The organism is Hyalangium ruber, from assembly GCF_034259325.1.
Taxonomy (GTDB): domain Bacteria; phylum Myxococcota; class Myxococcia; order Myxococcales; family Myxococcaceae; genus Hyalangium_A; species Hyalangium_A rubrum.
In genome coordinates this window covers 419,181-433,955 of sequence record NZ_JAXIVS010000002.1, presented here as the reverse complement: position 1 = coordinate 433,955, position 14,775 = coordinate 419,181, and the positions used below count along the sequence as shown (strand labels likewise).

The window sequence follows — 14,775 nt, the reverse complement described above, 5'->3', positions numbered from 1 at the left end:
CACGTCGGAGTTCCAGGAGCTTCAGCTGCCCGTGGCGCTGGAGGGCGGTTTGCCTCCGGCCGCGGTACCTCGCGCTGTCCAAGCCGTGACGAAGTCGGCCAGTCCGTTCAACTGCCGGTCGTTCAGCGTCGACTGCCAGCGCGCTTTTCTCAGCGCGCGATAAGCCTCGGGCGCCTCCGCCCCCAACGCCACCATCACCGCCAACCCCATCAGCGGCCCGCGCCCCACGCCGTGCTCGCAGTGCGCGTAGAGCCGGCCTCCCGCCTTTACCCGGGGCATCGCCCACTCCACGCCCTTCATCAGCTGCTCCACCGAGGGTGGGTAGCGGTCCGTCACCGGCAGGTGCAAGAGCTCGATGCCCAGCACCGAGAGCGCCGCCGCGTCGTCACAGCGCTCGCCGCGCATGTCGATGACCGCGGTGATGCCCTGCGTCGCCAGCTCCCGGTACTGCGAGCGCGCCACCGAGCCCCCCACCCACAGCCAGTCATTCACCCGCGAGATGTTCATGCCGCGCCCCGGCAGCTTCGTCGTCCACTCGATGACCCGCGCCACCGAGCGCAGCACCTGCTTGCGCACGAAGCCGCGCACCCCAGGCACATGGTGGACCTCTCGGAGCAACGAGACACTCACGCGATACCTCCGAACACCTCAGCCCTCATCCAGTGTCACTTCCATGACGCCCGGCAGGGCCGGCTGCCCCGGCCGCTCCAACACCGCCCGCATGACGTATGTCACCGGCGAGCCCACCACCGGCTTCACCAGGCTGCCCAGCAGCCCCAGGTCCTGCACCGGCGCGTTGCGCAGCAGCAGCGAGGTGGAGCGCAGCGTCATCAGCTCGCCTTCGCCGCTGAGGTTCGCCTCCCACCCCGCGAACTTGGAGGCCGCGTCCTCCTTGCGGCGCAGCTCGAAGCGCTGCAGCGCCTGCGGCGTGCCGCCCGAGGTCCACAGGTACACCGGGCCAAAGCCCCCATCGAAGCCCTCGCGCGCCAGGAGCAGCAGGTTCTCCTCGCCCCGCAGCGCCCGGAAGCGCACCCAGTGCCGCGCCAGCTTCGCCGGCGCCACCGTGGAGTGCGAGTGGTCCCCGTAGCCCCCGCCCGTCAGCTCCAGCAGCGTGTCCGAGCCCGGCAGCTTCAGGCTCACCTTCGCCGGGGTGAAGGGCAGCAGCACCTCGTGCCGGTAGCGCGAGTTGTCGACGACGACCTCCGAGCCCGGAGGCGCCAGCGGCGCGGGCGCCTCCGCGAAGGCGATGTTCACCAGCCCGCCCGCCAGCGGCACCGAGAGGTGGGTGCCCGTGCCCGCGTGCAGCGTGCAGGGCCCCATCTTCAGCGTGTTGGTGGCCTTGTCATAGCTCCACTCGTCCGAGTCCACCTTCACCTGCGGACTCCAGGGCTTCTTGCCCGGACGCACCACCGTGGCCCGGCACACGCCATTGCGCGAGCCCGGCCCCAGGTTGGTGATGGAGAGGCCCACCGAGATGAAGGTGCCGTCCTCCAGGTCCACCGTGAAGCTGAAGCTCTCCCCGTAGTTGTCGTTCTTCGAGGGCAGCGGCTCCAAGGCAGAGCCCGCCGCCACCCAGGGCAGGACGAGCACGGCCAACCATGTCAGGCACGACAGTCGTTCAAGCCGCATGAGGGCGCTCCAGGAGCGCCTCCGGCGGGTCATTGAAGACGTAGTCCCGCTGGAGGGGGAGGTTCCACGCGAAGTACACCGCCCCGCGAGCCAACCACCAACCCAGCGTGTACGCCAGTTGCGGGTGCAGGGTGAACAACGCCACCCCGCCCGCATTCAGCAGTGCGCTGGTGGCGCTCACCAGCGCGTAGCGCGCCAGCTGCGGCGCCACCGCGCCTCGGCTCCGGAAGGTGATGACGCGGTTGATGGAGTAGTTCACCACCCCGCCCAGCACGCACCCCAGCGCCGTGGCCAGCACCGGCGAGAAGTCCAGCCACTTCACCATCGCCAGCACCGCGGCGAAGTCGATGCCCGTGGCAATCGCTCCCGCCGCCGCGTTGAAGCCGAGAATCGCCGAGCTCGAGCGCTTGCGCGCGGGCTTCGGCGGCGCCAGCGCGGCCACCAGCGCCCGGAAGCGCGAGAGCGCCGTCACGTTGCTCATCACCGCCACGAACACCAGGCCCACCACGGCCAGCCAGTGCATGGGGTGCTTCTGCTCGGGGAACCAGATGGCCTCGATGATGGGCGAGAGCGCCACGCCCACGCCCAGGAAGAGCACCCGCTCCAGGCGCTGCATGGCCCCGCCGCGGATGTTGATGCCCAGGCCCTCGCCGCGCGCGCGCACGTAGGGCACCAGCGAGGTGCCCAGGAACGCCACCAGCACCGGCAGCAGCACCCAGTTGTCCCGGTAGTACCAGGCCAGGCCCATCAGCATGGCCGAGTCCACGTACCGGTCCAGCACCGAGTCCAGCGCCGCGCCTGCCGGGTTGGCCTCCTTGCGGACGCGGGCGATGCGGCCGTCCATGACGTCCAGGATGCCGGCGGCCAGGAACAGCCAGCCGCCCATCGCGAAGCGCCCGGCCGCCACCGCCACGCCCGAGGAGACTCCGAGGAGCCCCGACAGCATGGACAGCGCGTTGGCCGGCAGCCCCGAGCGGTAGATGAGCGCGTACAGGGGCTGGATGACCCAGAAGAAGTAGTGCCGCAGGAACATGCCCACCAGCACGGTGCTACCGCGCTTGAGCGTCTCCTCGTCCTGGGGCACGCCCTTGATGGCGCAGCGCACCAGGAACAGCAGCAGACCGATGATGAAGTAGCCGCACGCGAAGATGGCTGGCGCGAGCGCCGTCCAGATACGAGCGGAAGGGGAGAGGTCTCCCAGAATCCAGGACACAACGGTGTCAAGCACGGCTGTCTCCTCCAGGCACGAGGGGGACGGGCGTGACGGCCGATGATTCACGGCGGGCGAAGGCGTACTCCACGGCCGAGCACGCCACCAGGGCAACGACGACCCCGGCCACGACGTCCAGGATGTAGTGGTGCTGCAGATATATGGCTGAAAATGCCACCAACGCGGCGAAGGCGATGGTACCGACGCGCCAGGCCCTCCCCAGCCCCCATGCTTGCCAGACGACCAGCACGGGGTAGGCGGCATGCAGCGAGGGCATGGCGCCAAACACGTTGGGGTTACGAGCGTAGAAGTTGGCGAAGTAGCGGATGCCCAGCAGCGCGTCGAAGCGCGCGGTACCCGCCTGGCTCGGAGCTGCCGCCAGGTCCGCCGGCCCCGGGCCGTACTGCATGACGTACCAGGGCGGAGCCGCGGGGTAGACGATGTACGTCACCACCCCGATGGCGTTGCACAGCATGAAGGCCCAGCACATGACTTCGAAGCGCGGGTGCTTGCGGAAGAAGTACAGCAGGGCCAGCGCGAACACCTCGTAGAGGTAGGCCGCGTAGGAGAAGCCACAGAAAAAGTCGAGCACCGCGTGGGTGCGTGTCTCGAAGTAGGCCGGCCAGGTGGTGTTGCCCGGCGCGGCGAACAGCGCGAGCTCCAGGTCCCACAAGTCACCGGTGTGGATGCGCCCCCGCAGCCCCAGCCACAGCCACTGGGTGTCCAGCAGCAGTCCGGTGAGGTACAGCGGGAAGGCGCCCCGCAAAAAACGCCGCGGCGCGGGGCCGGCCCAAGCCAGCCCCACGAGCAAGAGGTCCGCCGCGGCGTGCTCCCACCGCAGCTTCCCCATCGCGGCGACGAAGGCGAGGTGGCCCACCCCGAACAGGGAGATGAGCCACGGAAACGCCTTCGACCCGGTCTTAGCGGGCGAGAGGGAGGTCATCCCCGTAGTAGTCGAGGCCGAGGTGGGTGATGGGCTCCTCGCCAGCGATGATGCGCAGCGTGTTCTTCAGCTTCGTCTGCTGGATGAACAGGTCGTGCTCGGGCTGCAGGCCCGGCTGCGCCATCGGGCTCTTGAAGTAGAACGACATCCACTCCTGGATGCCCTTCCACTCCAGGCGCTTGGCCAGGTCCAGGAACAGGGCGATGTCCAGCACCAGCGGCGCGGCCAGGATGGAGTCGCGGCACAGGAAGTTGATCTTCAGCTGCATGGGGTAGCCCAGCCAGCCGAAGATGTCGATGTTGTCCCAGCCCTCCTTCGCGTCGCCGCGCGGGGGGTAGTAGTGGATCGAGACCTTGTGGCTCACCTTGCCGTAGAGCTCGGGGTACACCTCGGGCTGGAGGATGGTGTCCAGCACGCCCGCCTTGGTCACTTCCTTGGCCTTGAAGGCCTGCGGATCATCCAGCACCTCGCCGTCGCGGTTGCCCAGGATGTTGGTGGAGAACCAGCCCTCGAGGCCCAGCATGCGCGCCTTGAGCGAGGGGGCGATGACCGTCTTCATCATCGTCTGGCCGCTCTTCAAGTCCCTACCCGCGACCGGCAGGCCCTCCTGGCGCGCCAGCTCCTGCAGCGCGGGGGTGTCCACCGAGGTGTTCGGCGTGGCGTTGGCGAAGGGCACGCCCTCCTTCAGCGCCGCGTAGGCGTACAGCAGCGTGGGGTTGATGGAGGCGTCATTGGCGTCCAGCGCCTTCTCCAGCGCCGCGAGCGACTGCGTGGCCGCCGGGGTGCCCGTGTACGTCTCCACCGAGGCGCAGACGATCATCACCGCGCGCTTGGCCCCGAGCTCCTTCTTGAAGTCGCGGATGTCCTGGCGCAGCGCCTCGATGCTCTCGCGGTGCGTCTTGGTGTCCTTGATGTGGTTGGCGGCGATGCGGCGCACGAACTCGGGGTTGTGCACGCCCTTCTTGGGGACGATCTTCTCCAGCGCCGGGCGCACCAGCTCCTGGTGCTCCTTGCTCAGCACGTCCGAGCGGGCAGCCACCTGCGCGGCGTTCTCGTTGATGATGTCCCAGGCGCCGAAGACCACGTCCTGGAGCTGGGCGATCGGCACCAGGTCCTTGATCTTCACGGTGCGGCCCTCGGTCCGCTTGCCCAGGCGCGCGGTGCCCATCTGCGTGAGCGAGCCGACGGGCAGGCCCTTGCCCTGACGGACCATCTCGACGCCCGCGATGAGGGTGGTGGAGACCGCTCCGAGGCCCGGCAACAGAATCGCCAGCTTCCCCTCGGGCTTGGAGACTGCCCTTACCTTCGTATCCATGTGGTGGCTTCCCTTCCGAGTGCGCGTGAATGCGCGGCAGGCCCCGGCCAGGCACTGTCCCCCCGACGGGGAAACTCTCGGATGCGGATGGTTGATACTCTAAAGCGTTTTGAAGTTCAACGCCGCTTCGTTACCACGCCGCCAAAGAGAAAGGGGCCATGGGGCGGTGTCCACCCCAGGCCCCTTCCTTATATGCGGGAGCAGTCCAGGCTCAGTGGACGCTGGCGCCGTCGCCCAGCGTCACCTTCGCGTTGTCGCCCGGCTTGTACTGCTCACCGGTGAGCACTGCCTTCACGAAGCCCACCAACTGCACCATGCGGCTGTTGGGGGTGTCCCAGTACTCCGCTTTCTCTACCTTGACGCACAGCAGCGCCAACTCTGGATCATCCAGCCCCTCGGGGAACCAGGCCTTGAGGGTGGGGTTCCACAGCTCGCGCGCCTTCTCCTTGTCCTGCACCAGCCGGCAGCGGCCGCTCACGGAGACGTAGCGGTCCTTGGCCGGCTCGGAGTAGGCGAGGCTCACGTGGTGGTCGTGCTCCACCTCGTCCACCTTGGCCGAGTGCTCCCGGGTGAAGAACCACAGCTCCCCGTCGAAGTCGCGATCATGCGTCCACATGGGCCGGCTGCGCAGACTGCCGTCCTCCTCCACCGTCGTCATCATCGCCACTTTGATTCCGTGGATGAGCTCCCCCAGATGGACGATGGCGTCCTTCTGCTCGCCGCCCTTCTGCTCCGCCTTCTTCTTGGCCATGCCATGCCTCCCTGGCCCCACACGGTAAGCAGCCGTGGGGAGGGAGGACACCCAGTGTGGGTGGCTTGTCCGCTCGGAAGCGAGGCAGGCGGGCGAGGGGCGTTCAGGAGCGGCGCGAGGGGGCGGGGGGACGTGTTAGGGAGGCCTCGCGAGAGGGGACCTGGCGGGGTGCCAGGCCCCGGCACCGGGAGCCGACATGCTGAAGACGCCGATGAACGAGTGGATCCTCAAGGCGGTGCAGATCGAAACGGCGCTGATGGCGCTGGGGGAGATCGACCTGCCCCCGGACGTGGGCGTGCTTCGGACCGAGGCGGAGGAGAAGGTGCGGACGCTGCTGCGGGCGTGGAATGGGCGCAGGCCGCTCGAACAGGTCCGCGAGTGGAAGCAGGAGACGCAAGAGGCGGGCAAGCCGCGCGACACGGAGCTGTCGGAGGTGGTGGCGGAGCTCAAGCGCGAGGGCCAGGGCTACACGCTGCACCGGCTCACCGGGGGCGGGGAGACGGTGGAGACGCTGGTGGCCGGCGCGCGCGCGTGGATGGCGGCGGGCGGGGAGTACTACTACGGCCACTGGGACGCGGAGGAGCAGGTGCTGGAGGTGGGGCGGGATGACGAGACGGGGGAGCCGGGCTCGGGGCTGGTGCTGAAGCTCACCGGTGAGCTGGTGGCTCCGTCCTCGCTGGAGGGCTGAGCGGGGCTAGAGGCCCAGGTGCTTCACCATCTTCGCCCGCGTCTTCTCGTCGGGCAGCCGCCCGAAGCCGGCCTTGAGGTTGTCCTCGAGGTGCTTCGGGTTGCTGGTGGCGGGGATGGGGCAGGTGACGGCGGGGTGGCCGAGGATGAACTTGAGGAAGAACTGCGCCCAGCTGGTGCAGTCGAACTCCGCGGCCCACGGGGGCAGGGCCTTGCCGCGCACCTGCTGGAAGAGCGCGCCCTGCTCGAAGGGGCTCATCACCACCACCGCCACCCCGCGCTCGGCGCAGGCTGGCAGCAGCCGTGCCTCCGCCTCGCGCTGGGTGAGGGAGTAGGGCAGCTGCACGAAGTCCAGCGTCTCCTCGCGGATGAGCTTCTCCAGCTTCTCGAAGGACGAGGGCAGGTAGTGGGTGACGCCGATGTAGCGGATGCGCCCGGCCTCCTGCCACTGGCGCAGGGTGGCCAGGTGTGTCTGCACGTCCACCAGGTTGTGAACCTGCATCAGGTCCATGCGCCCGCGGCCCATGCGCTGCACCGAGGTGCGCATCTGCTGCTCGCCCTCCACGCGCCCCATCGTCCAAACCTTGGAGGCGAGGAACGGGGTGCGCGACTGGCCCAGCTCCTCGAGCAGGTCGCCCACCACCGTCTCCGCCCGGTCGTACATGGGCGAGGAGTCGATGACGCGGCCGCCCGCCTCCAGGAAGCGCTTGAGCACGTCCTTGAGCGGGGCGCGCTCCTTGGCGTCGGTGCCCACGTTGAAGGTCTGCCAGGTGCCGAGCCCGATGGCGGGCAGCTTCTCGCCCGTGCGAGGGATGGGACGGGTGAGCATGGTGCGGCCCCCTTCTGGCGCGGGCGAGGCGGGACGGGGAGTCTCCTGCGCGGGGGGAGAAGCGCCCAGCAGCAATGCGCCGCCGAACCCGGCGGCGAGCACCTCGCGGCGTGAGGGGCTGATGCGCTCCTCTCGCTTGTCCTGGCCCTGTGGATTCCGCACCTCGTCCATGGCTCGCAGCGTATCGCCTCCGAATGAGGTTCTGCGCTCCAAGTGACGCGCCAAGCGCGTTTCCGGCATACCTGAGAGATACCGGACGGTGCGGGCTGCTCAGAGGGTTGTTTGCGGCACGTCGTCCGAGGGCGCCACGGGCACGGGCGGGGTGCTCGGACGCGGGCGGCGCGGAGACAGGACGTCGAGCAGGCGCAAGGCCTCCTCCCACGCGACGCTGGGGAGGGAGACGTTCGCTCCCGCCACGGCGACCTGCGCGTGCCCCAGGCCATGGCGGCGCTCCAGGGGGCCCTGCACCGCGCTCACGGACTGGATGCGGCCCCGGCGCAGCACGCTCGTTCGCCGCCGCCAGAAGCCCGTGCGCACGATGACCAGATGCTCCGTGAGCAGCCATCCCTGGTGACGATGATCCAGCCACGCTCGCCAGAGCTCGAGGGGCAACAGGCCCCACGCCAGTGCGCCCCAGGGCCAGAGGAGTCCGGTCAGCAGCAGCGCCACGAGTGAGCCGCTCACGACGGCGCGGACGCGGGCTCGCCACAGGGCGCGGGGGTGGGGCGGGTTCAGCGTCAGCTCGGACAGCTCTCCCGGGAGTTCGGGCACCAGCTCCCGGACCACGGTGCTCATCCGCTCGGCGGCCACCACGGGCACCACCACCTCGGCCTGCTCCACGTTGGCCTCGCCCGTGCGCAGCCCCGCCGTCTCGACTTCCACCGAGCCGAAGCGCAGCCATCGACGGGGCAGGGGCTCGTCCACGGTCACCAGCTGGATGCGATGGAGGTTCAGCCCCACCTGCCGGCGCGTCAGCAGGCCGAAGGAGGCCTGGAAACGCTCGCCCGCTTTCGCGAGCCGGAAGCCATGGTAGCGCACCGCCGCCACCACGCCATTGCCCACCAGCAGCAGCGTCAGCGCCACGAGGACTCCGACCACCACGCCCACCCACAACACCCCCGAGCCCGCCCACGCCTCCCAGCGTCGCTCCAGCACACGGAACACCACGCGCGAGGCTTCCACCTCATCCAGCGCGAGGCCCACGAGCACCGCGCCCACGCCCAGCCCCGTGGCCGTGGCGCCGTAGCGCACCAAGTCTCGGGGGCTGTTCTGGACGATCAGCTCCTCGGTCACGGGGGCGGCCTCGGCCGTGGGGGCGGCGGCGCCTCGCGCCGTTTGCAGCGCGGAGATGAGCTCCTGGGCCTTCTCCGGAGAGAGCGCGGATAGCTCTCCTTCTGATTTGAGGCCCGAGGCGGTCTCGATCTTCACCTGCACCAGCCCCAGCAGCCGATGGGTGAAGGGTTGCACCACCTCGGTGTTCTGCACGTGGGTCACGTCGATGGTGCGCGTGCGCCGGAAGACGAAGCCGCTGACGATCTCCAGCCGTCCTCCGGCCAGACGGTAGCGCGTGCTGAGCGCGTGCAGCACGGTGAAGGCCAGCGAGAGAATGAAGAACACGCTGGCGGGCACGAGCAGCCGTGCCAGTTCGCCGTCCTTGCGAGACACGAGCGCCAGCGTCACCAGCGGGACGGCCATCCCGCGCAGCAGTCGCAGGGTCACCGGCAGCAGATTCGCCAACGCGGACGCAGGGTGCAGTCGTTGCCACGGGAACTCGGTGGGTGCCGATGGCCTGGGCGTGTCGGAGGACGGAGGCGTGGCTTCAGACGACATCCTCGGCCTCTCGGCGCACCAGGCGCTCGCGCAGCGCGTCCGCTGTCTCCAGGGCCAGGCCGGGGATGACGCCGTCGGCGCCTCCTCCCGAGGCGGTGTAGACGCGCACCCGCGCCAGCCCCAGCGCTCGCTCGATGGGGCCTTGCTGGATGTCCACGTGCTGGATGCGTCCGGCGGGAATGGAGACCACCTGGTGGATCAGTACGCCTCCGGTGATGAGCAGGTCGTGCTCGCGCACGGCGTAGCCCCAGCTTCGCCAGGCCCGGGACGGGTACCAGAGGCACAGGAGCAGTGCCAGCACGACGGCCAGGCAGAGCGCCAGCAGCGCCCACAGCAGGTGCTCCGCTACCAGCATCGCCAGGGCGAGCCCCGCGACGGGCAGGCCGTAGAGCCCCGCGCGAATCAGTCCTTCCAGGCGGAACAGGGTGAGCGCGCCTGGGGTGAGTCGCTCTATCGGGGGCAAGGCTTCGGACATGGGCTCCTCGGCGCGGGGACACTCGGCCGTGCGGCGGGATTGAAGCGGCTCGTCCTGGGACATGCAACGCCCGCCCGACGGCGCTTCGGCTGAAGCTGTCTGATTGTCTGACAGGTTTGCCCAGCGGTGTTTACTCGAGGATCCGGCGGAGATAGGCCTCCCGGTTCAAGAGGAAGTCTCGCGTGAGCGCGTAGTGCTCCGTTTGCTCATAGGCCACCTCGGACATGCCCTCCACCGAGAGGTGGTAGATGCGCGCGTGCGGGTAGGCGAGCAGCAGCGGAGAGTGGGTCGAGATCACGAACTGGCAGGAGTCGCGCACCAGGTCGTGGATGGAGCGGAGCAGGGCGAGCTGCCGCTGCGGCGAGAGCGCCGCCTCCGGCTCATCGAGGACGTACAGGCCGTTGGCCCAGAAGCGCTTCTGGACCAGCGCCAGGAAGGCCTCTCCATGCGAGAGCTCGTGGTGATGGACGGAGCCGTGGCTCGCCATGGCATCCGGGTTGTTTTCGATCTCCGTCGCGACGTTGAAGAAGCTCTCCGCGCGCAGGAAGTAGCCGGTCTTGGGTCTCCGCGTTCCTCGTACGAGCCGGAGATGCTTGTGGAGCTCCGACTCCGACCTCCTCGTGGCGAAGTTGAAGTTCCGGCTGCCGCCTTCCGCGTTGAAGCCGGCAGCCACGGCGATGGCCTCCACGAGGGTGGACTTTCCACTCCCGTTCTCGCCCACGAAGAAGGTGACCTGGGGGTGGAACTCCAGCGTCTCCAGGTTGCGGATGGCGGGGATGGAGAAGGGATAGCGCGCGAAGTCCGACACCATCTCGCGGCGGAGCGTCACCGAGCGCAGGAAGGAGTCCATTCCGCCCGTGAAGCCGCCCTCTGCTCGCTTCGTACGCCCCATGCTGCCCGCAGCCTTATCATCGGTGCGGCTTGGCGTCGCTGGGGACCTCGCGAGAGGGGCTGTGCTGTCCTGGGAGGAGTCGTGAAAAGCTTGAATCGCGCGTTCGTGCTCTGTCTGGTGGTTCTCTTCGGAGAGCTGGCGGGGGGCTGCTCGACGGGAGCGCATTCCGCCGCGAGCCGCACGTCCGAGCCGATCTACCTGGCGCAGTCCGCGGTCGTGGACTGCCGCAACTCCATGGAGTGCTGCATCAAGAAGTTCCCCACGAGCGCGGCCGAGAGCTGCGGAGCTACCGCAGCGGAGATCGCGGAAATTCTCAACGGCGCGAAGGTTCTCCACGAAGCCTCGGAGACCGCTACCTTGAAAGGTGTGGATGTGCCCGAGCGTGGAGAGGAGCGCGACGATGGGGAGGAACGTCCAGACTGGAGGGAGCACTGCATCGAGCAGTACACCCGGTGCATCGACCTCAAATGGACAGGGAACTGTTCCAGCTGTCTTGCTCGCTGCATGGGGCAGCGAGGATTATGGCCTGAAGATATGTGCGGCGTGCCCAAGCCCAGGCGGAGTCGGTAGGTGCGGCGATGACTGACGAAGAGGGGCTTGTTTGGCACCAGCTCGAGCAACTGGACCAAAGAGTATTGGAGCAGGGCGAGCCGCTCGAGTTGAGTGACGGAACTCGCGCCATCCTGACAGGCGGCGCCCGATTCGTGGCAATCAGCCCCAAGGACGCCGAGGATGCCCTGCGTGGCGTCTCGACAGCTACCACCCTCCTGGGGGAAATCCGTCGCCGCATCCGAGCGGCGTCCTTTCGCTTGGGGGATGCGGATTCTCTGGCGGACCGCTTGCGCGAAAAGGGGGACTTGGCGGGTGCGCGGAAGGCGCTCGAAGACGCGCTCGCGGTCGAAGTCGTTCCCCACTACAAAGAGCAGCTTGAGATTCGCCTCGATTATCAGGCGACGTTCGAGGCGATCTTCCTGACCGGACACGTCGAAGAGGACTTCCATCCTTGGGGGCAGATCCGCGCCCTGTCCCTTCGAGTTCGGCAGGGAAAGCCGCTGGAGCCTCGCGACGACCTGCGCGAGTTCTTGCGGAAGACCGCTCCGTCGGTGGCCATCAGCGAAGCCGAGGCAGAAGAGCTCCTCGATGCCGAGAAGGGCGCTGAGGCGCTTCTGGCGATGATGCTGATGCGCATGGAAGACGGAAAGCAGCGAATCTTCCAGGCGCTCTACCAGATGATCCGCTGCGAGGAAGCGGGAGACCTCGAAGGAGCCCGTCAGCAACTGCGCGAGGTGCTGGCGGTGGAACTCGTCCCCCAGTACCGCCGCATGGCCGAGGAGAACCTGTCCCGATTGGACAGACCGTCCTCGGAAGAGTGACCCACGCTCACTGTTGCAGCGCTACCGTCGTGGACAGGAGATCCACCGGACGCGCGTATGGGCCCAGCACTTCCTCGTACTCTCGCAGCAGCGGCTCCGGCGCCTCCACCGTCCGCCCTGTCACCATCGCCTCCAACATCAGCGCGTTCGCCACGCCCTTGCCCCGCGCGTGGTTGTTGGTGATGACGTACACGTCCTGCACCCGTGGGTGAGAGGCGATCTCCTTCGTCCGCTCCGCCCACGGCGCCAGCTCCTTCGCCGAGTACAGGTAGTCGTACCGGTCGATCGGCGACTTGTGCCGGAACCACTCCTTGTAGTTACGGCCGTGGACCCGCACGTACCCCACCGCCGCCGTCGCCCGCGCGCTCGGCGCGATCGAATCCTTGTAGAGCGGCTGATCGATGTTCACGAAGCCCAGCCCTCGCTCCACCAGCTCCGCGTAGTACGAGGGCTCGTTCCATGAGGCGTGCCGCACCTCCAGCACCAACGGGAAGTCCCCGAATGCGTCCACGATCGAGTCCACCCAGTCCCGGTTCTCCGGCACGTTGCGGAACGACCACGGGAACTGCACCAGCACCGCTCCCAGCCGCCCCGCCTTGTGCATGATTCCCAGCCCCACCCGCGTCCACCGCACGTCCTCCGCCGTCCACGGCTCGTCGCGCTGGTGCGTGAAGCGCTGCCACAGCTTCGCCGTGAAGCGGAAGTCCGGGTTGAACGCCGTGCGCTCCAACCACAGGTGCGCATTCTTCGGTGTCACCGGCCCGTAGAACGACGTGTTGATCTCGATCGTCGTGAACAGCCGCGCGATCGCCACCAGCGGATCGAACTCCTTGGGGCAGGGCTTCGGGTACACCACCCCCGCCCAGTCCTTATAGGTCCACCCCGCGGGCCCGAACCGAATCATGCCGCCTCCTCGAAGGGCTCCTACTGCCCCCGACGTGGAAGGTAGGCACGCAGGCACCCGCACACGAGGCTCGCCTGCCCAGGCGGCGGGCAGTTCCCGCAACCCCTGCGCCCCTGCGCCCTCCCAGACGCAAAGCCTGCGTCCAAGCCTCACGTAACCTCTTGGAATCGCTGGGGAAAGACTGGCCCCGGGAATGCAGTGGAGAGAGGGTGGACCGGCCCCACGGGGCCACAGCCAAGGCGAGAGATGAACCGACCGCTGCAGATCACCTACCGGGGAATGGAGTCGAGCGAGGCGATGTCCGAGCACATCCGGGACCAGGCGGAGAAGCTGGAGCAGCTCTTCGATCGCATCGTCGGTTGCCATGTCGTGGTGGAGCAGCCCCACAAGCACCAGCGCCAGGGCAACCACTTCCACGTGCGGCTGGACCTGCACGTCCCCGGCAAGGACATCGTCGTCGGCAAGGACCACGCCGAGCGCCGCTCGCACGAGGACCCCTACCAGGCGGTGAATGAGGCCTTCGACGCGGCGCGGATGCAGCTCCAGCACCACGCCGACGCCCAGCGCGAACACCGCTGACCCCCCGCGCCGGCGGCCCGCTCACTTCGGGCTGTCGGCGCGCTGCACCAGCTTGTGGGCCAGGGCCCGGGAGAGGTTGAGCAGCAGCAGTGCCGCCGCGCGGGAGCTGGAGTCGATCAGCCCCCGCAACGACTTCTCGCTGAGACACAGCAGGCGCGCCCCCGCGCCCGTGGCGTACACGTCGCTGATCCGCGGCGTCGACAGCAGGAACGCCACCTCTCCCAGCACCTCGCCCTCGCTGACCACCGCCACCACGCGCTCTCCGTCCCGCACCTCCAGCGTGCCGGAGAGCACCACGAACACCGTGCGCGCCACCTGGCCCCGGCGGATGAGGCAGTCTCCCGGCGCGCACTCGATGACATGGCTGCTGGCGAGCACCGCCTGCAGCTCCGGCTCCGACAGTCCGCTGAACACCTGCGGCCGGGAGCGCCCCAGGAGCCCGTGGACCTCCCGCCAGTACTGGTCCGGGTCACTCGCCTCCTGGCTCAGCACCCCCCGCGCCTGCTCCAGCAGCGGCGCCACGCGCGCTGGCACCTCCGAGGCGGGCGCGTCCGACGGCAGCAGCGCCCGCAGCGGCGAGCCCACCCACTCCAGGTGCTCGCGGTCCCTCAGCACCAGCACCAGCGGCACCATCACCCCGAACTCCGGGTCGTCATAGGTGCCCAGGTATGGCCGGAACCCCAGGGACGTATAGAGGTTGAGCAGGTGCGGCTGGCAGTCGCACAGCGTCAGCTCCATGCCCCGCTCCAACTGGAAGCGGATGCTCTCCTGGATGAGCCGGTACGGCACCGCCGTGCCCCGCATGTCCCGGCGCACCATGAAGCGCCCCACGAAGCACACCTGCTCCACCGGAACCTGGGGCACGAAGCGCTCCAGCTCGAAGCGCTTCGCCAGCGTCTCCGGCAGCGGCCCGTCGCTGCCCAGGTGCAGCCGCAGCGTGCCCACCACCTGCCCGTCCACCTCCGCGTAGAGCTGGTGCGCCTGCGCATCCGCGGTGTCCACCAGTTGGCGGCGCGAATGATCCGCCTGGCCCGCGTACAGGTGCATCTCCTCGACGTAGGTGGCGTACCGCAGATGGTAGATGGCGGCGCGCTCCTCCTCCGTGCGGGCGAAGCGGACCTGGACATCCATCCCTGAGAACCCCCGGTGTGCCGGGGCAACCTAGCAGCCTCCGGGGCTCCCGAGCGTTCACTTCCGGAAGGAATGGGGGCCCCAAGGGACCAAGGGGGCGGCGGACCCCCCTGCTTTGTCCGCCAGAAAACCTCTCGACGCAGCGCGGCGAGCCTGGATGATCCAATGGCGTTAGCCTCGTGCAACACCCCTCGCGGGATGCGCCCGGAGTCCCCGGTCACCTGTCC

Annotated in this window: 16 protein-coding genes; 4 read left to right on the top strand and 12 right to left on the bottom strand. The window is 68.6% G+C overall.

Translation table 11 applies throughout. The annotated features are described in order from the left end of the window. Positions 1-21: 21 nt before the first annotated feature. From SYV04_RS06805 to SYV04_RS06780, 6 genes are all read right to left on the bottom strand, one after another. Complete coding sequence (locus SYV04_RS06805; protein WP_321544806.1) at positions 22-630, bottom strand: protein-tyrosine phosphatase family protein; 609 nt, start codon at positions 628-630, stop codon at positions 22-24. Positions 631-648: 18 nt separating this feature from the next. After that, on the bottom strand, positions 649-1,629 hold the full coding sequence (locus tag SYV04_RS06800) for a hypothetical protein (protein WP_321544805.1): 981 nt from the start codon (positions 1,627-1,629) through the stop codon (positions 649-651). Continuing rightward, positions 1,619-2,857 carry a GtrA family protein gene (locus SYV04_RS06795; protein ID WP_321544804.1) on the bottom strand — a complete coding sequence of 413 codons (1,239 nt, stop codon included), beginning with the start codon at positions 2,855-2,857 and terminating at the stop codon, positions 1,619-1,621. Before SYV04_RS06795 ends, SYV04_RS06800 begins: the two co-directional genes overlap by 11 nt. Then, entirely contained in the window at positions 2,850-3,782 is a 933-nt protein-coding gene (locus SYV04_RS06790; protein ID WP_321544803.1) for a phosphatase PAP2 family protein, read from the bottom strand. Before SYV04_RS06790 ends, SYV04_RS06795 begins: the two co-directional genes overlap by 8 nt. Beyond that, on the bottom strand, positions 3,760-5,097 hold the full coding sequence (locus SYV04_RS06785) for an inositol-3-phosphate synthase (protein ID WP_321544802.1): 1,338 nt from the start codon (positions 5,095-5,097) through the stop codon (positions 3,760-3,762). The genes SYV04_RS06790 and SYV04_RS06785 overlap by 23 nt, the downstream gene beginning before the upstream one ends. A gap of 211 nt (positions 5,098-5,308) precedes the next feature. After that, positions 5,309-5,848, bottom strand: coding sequence for a pyridoxamine 5'-phosphate oxidase family protein (locus SYV04_RS06780; protein ID WP_321544801.1), 540 nt, complete (start codon positions 5,846-5,848; stop codon positions 5,309-5,311). Between the two features lie 196 nt (positions 5,849-6,044). Here SYV04_RS06780 and SYV04_RS06775 point away from each other — a divergent pair, with 196 nt between their 5' ends. Beyond that, a complete protein-coding gene (locus SYV04_RS06775; protein ID WP_321544800.1) occupies positions 6,045-6,536 on the top strand; it encodes a hypothetical protein in 492 nt (163 codons plus the stop codon). A 6-nt stretch (positions 6,537-6,542) separates the two neighbouring features. Here SYV04_RS06775 and SYV04_RS06770 read toward each other — a convergent pair whose 3' ends face one another. From SYV04_RS06770 to SYV04_RS06755, 4 genes are all read right to left on the bottom strand, one after another. Next, a complete protein-coding gene (locus tag SYV04_RS06770; protein WP_321544799.1) occupies positions 6,543-7,535 on the bottom strand; it encodes an aldo/keto reductase in 993 nt (330 codons plus the stop codon). A gap of 99 nt (positions 7,536-7,634) precedes the next feature. Then, on the bottom strand, positions 7,635-9,194 hold the full coding sequence (locus SYV04_RS06765; protein WP_321544798.1) for a PH domain-containing protein: 1,560 nt from the start codon (positions 9,192-9,194) through the stop codon (positions 7,635-7,637). Beyond that, complete coding sequence (locus SYV04_RS06760; RefSeq protein WP_321544797.1) at positions 9,184-9,669, bottom strand: PH domain-containing protein; 486 nt, start codon at positions 9,667-9,669, stop codon at positions 9,184-9,186. The genes SYV04_RS06765 and SYV04_RS06760 overlap by 11 nt, the downstream gene beginning before the upstream one ends. 130 nt (positions 9,670-9,799) lie before the next feature. Next, positions 9,800-10,561: an AAA family ATPase gene (locus SYV04_RS06755; protein ID WP_321544796.1), complete on the bottom strand. Its 762-nt coding sequence runs from the start codon at positions 10,559-10,561 to the stop codon at positions 9,800-9,802. A 90-nt stretch (positions 10,562-10,651) separates the two neighbouring features. Between SYV04_RS06755 and SYV04_RS06750 the strand changes: the two genes are divergently transcribed. Together SYV04_RS06750 and SYV04_RS06745 are read left to right on the top strand one after the other, a co-directional pair. Next, on the top strand, positions 10,652-11,131 hold the full coding sequence (locus tag SYV04_RS06750; RefSeq protein WP_321544795.1) for a hypothetical protein: 480 nt from the start codon (positions 10,652-10,654) through the stop codon (positions 11,129-11,131). A gap of 8 nt (positions 11,132-11,139) precedes the next feature. Continuing rightward, entirely contained in the window at positions 11,140-11,934 is a 795-nt protein-coding gene (locus SYV04_RS06745; protein ID WP_321544794.1) for a DUSAM domain-containing protein, read from the top strand. Between the two features lie 7 nt (positions 11,935-11,941). On the opposite strand, the gene SYV04_RS06740 is transcribed toward SYV04_RS06745, so the two are convergent. Further along, on the bottom strand, positions 11,942-12,838 hold the full coding sequence (locus SYV04_RS06740) for a DUF72 domain-containing protein (RefSeq protein WP_321544793.1): 897 nt from the start codon (positions 12,836-12,838) through the stop codon (positions 11,942-11,944). Positions 12,839-13,084: 246 nt separating this feature from the next. Between SYV04_RS06740 and SYV04_RS06735 the strand changes: the two genes are divergently transcribed. Next, positions 13,085-13,417 (top strand): HPF/RaiA family ribosome-associated protein, encoded by a 333-nt coding sequence (locus tag SYV04_RS06735; protein ID WP_321544792.1) that lies wholly within the window; start codon positions 13,085-13,087, stop codon positions 13,415-13,417. 21 nt (positions 13,418-13,438) lie between these two features. On the opposite strand, the gene SYV04_RS06730 is transcribed toward SYV04_RS06735, so the two are convergent. Beyond that, complete coding sequence (locus SYV04_RS06730) at positions 13,439-14,548, bottom strand: GNAT family N-acetyltransferase (RefSeq protein ID WP_321544791.1); 1,110 nt, start codon at positions 14,546-14,548, stop codon at positions 13,439-13,441. Positions 14,549-14,775: the final 227 nt, after the last annotated feature.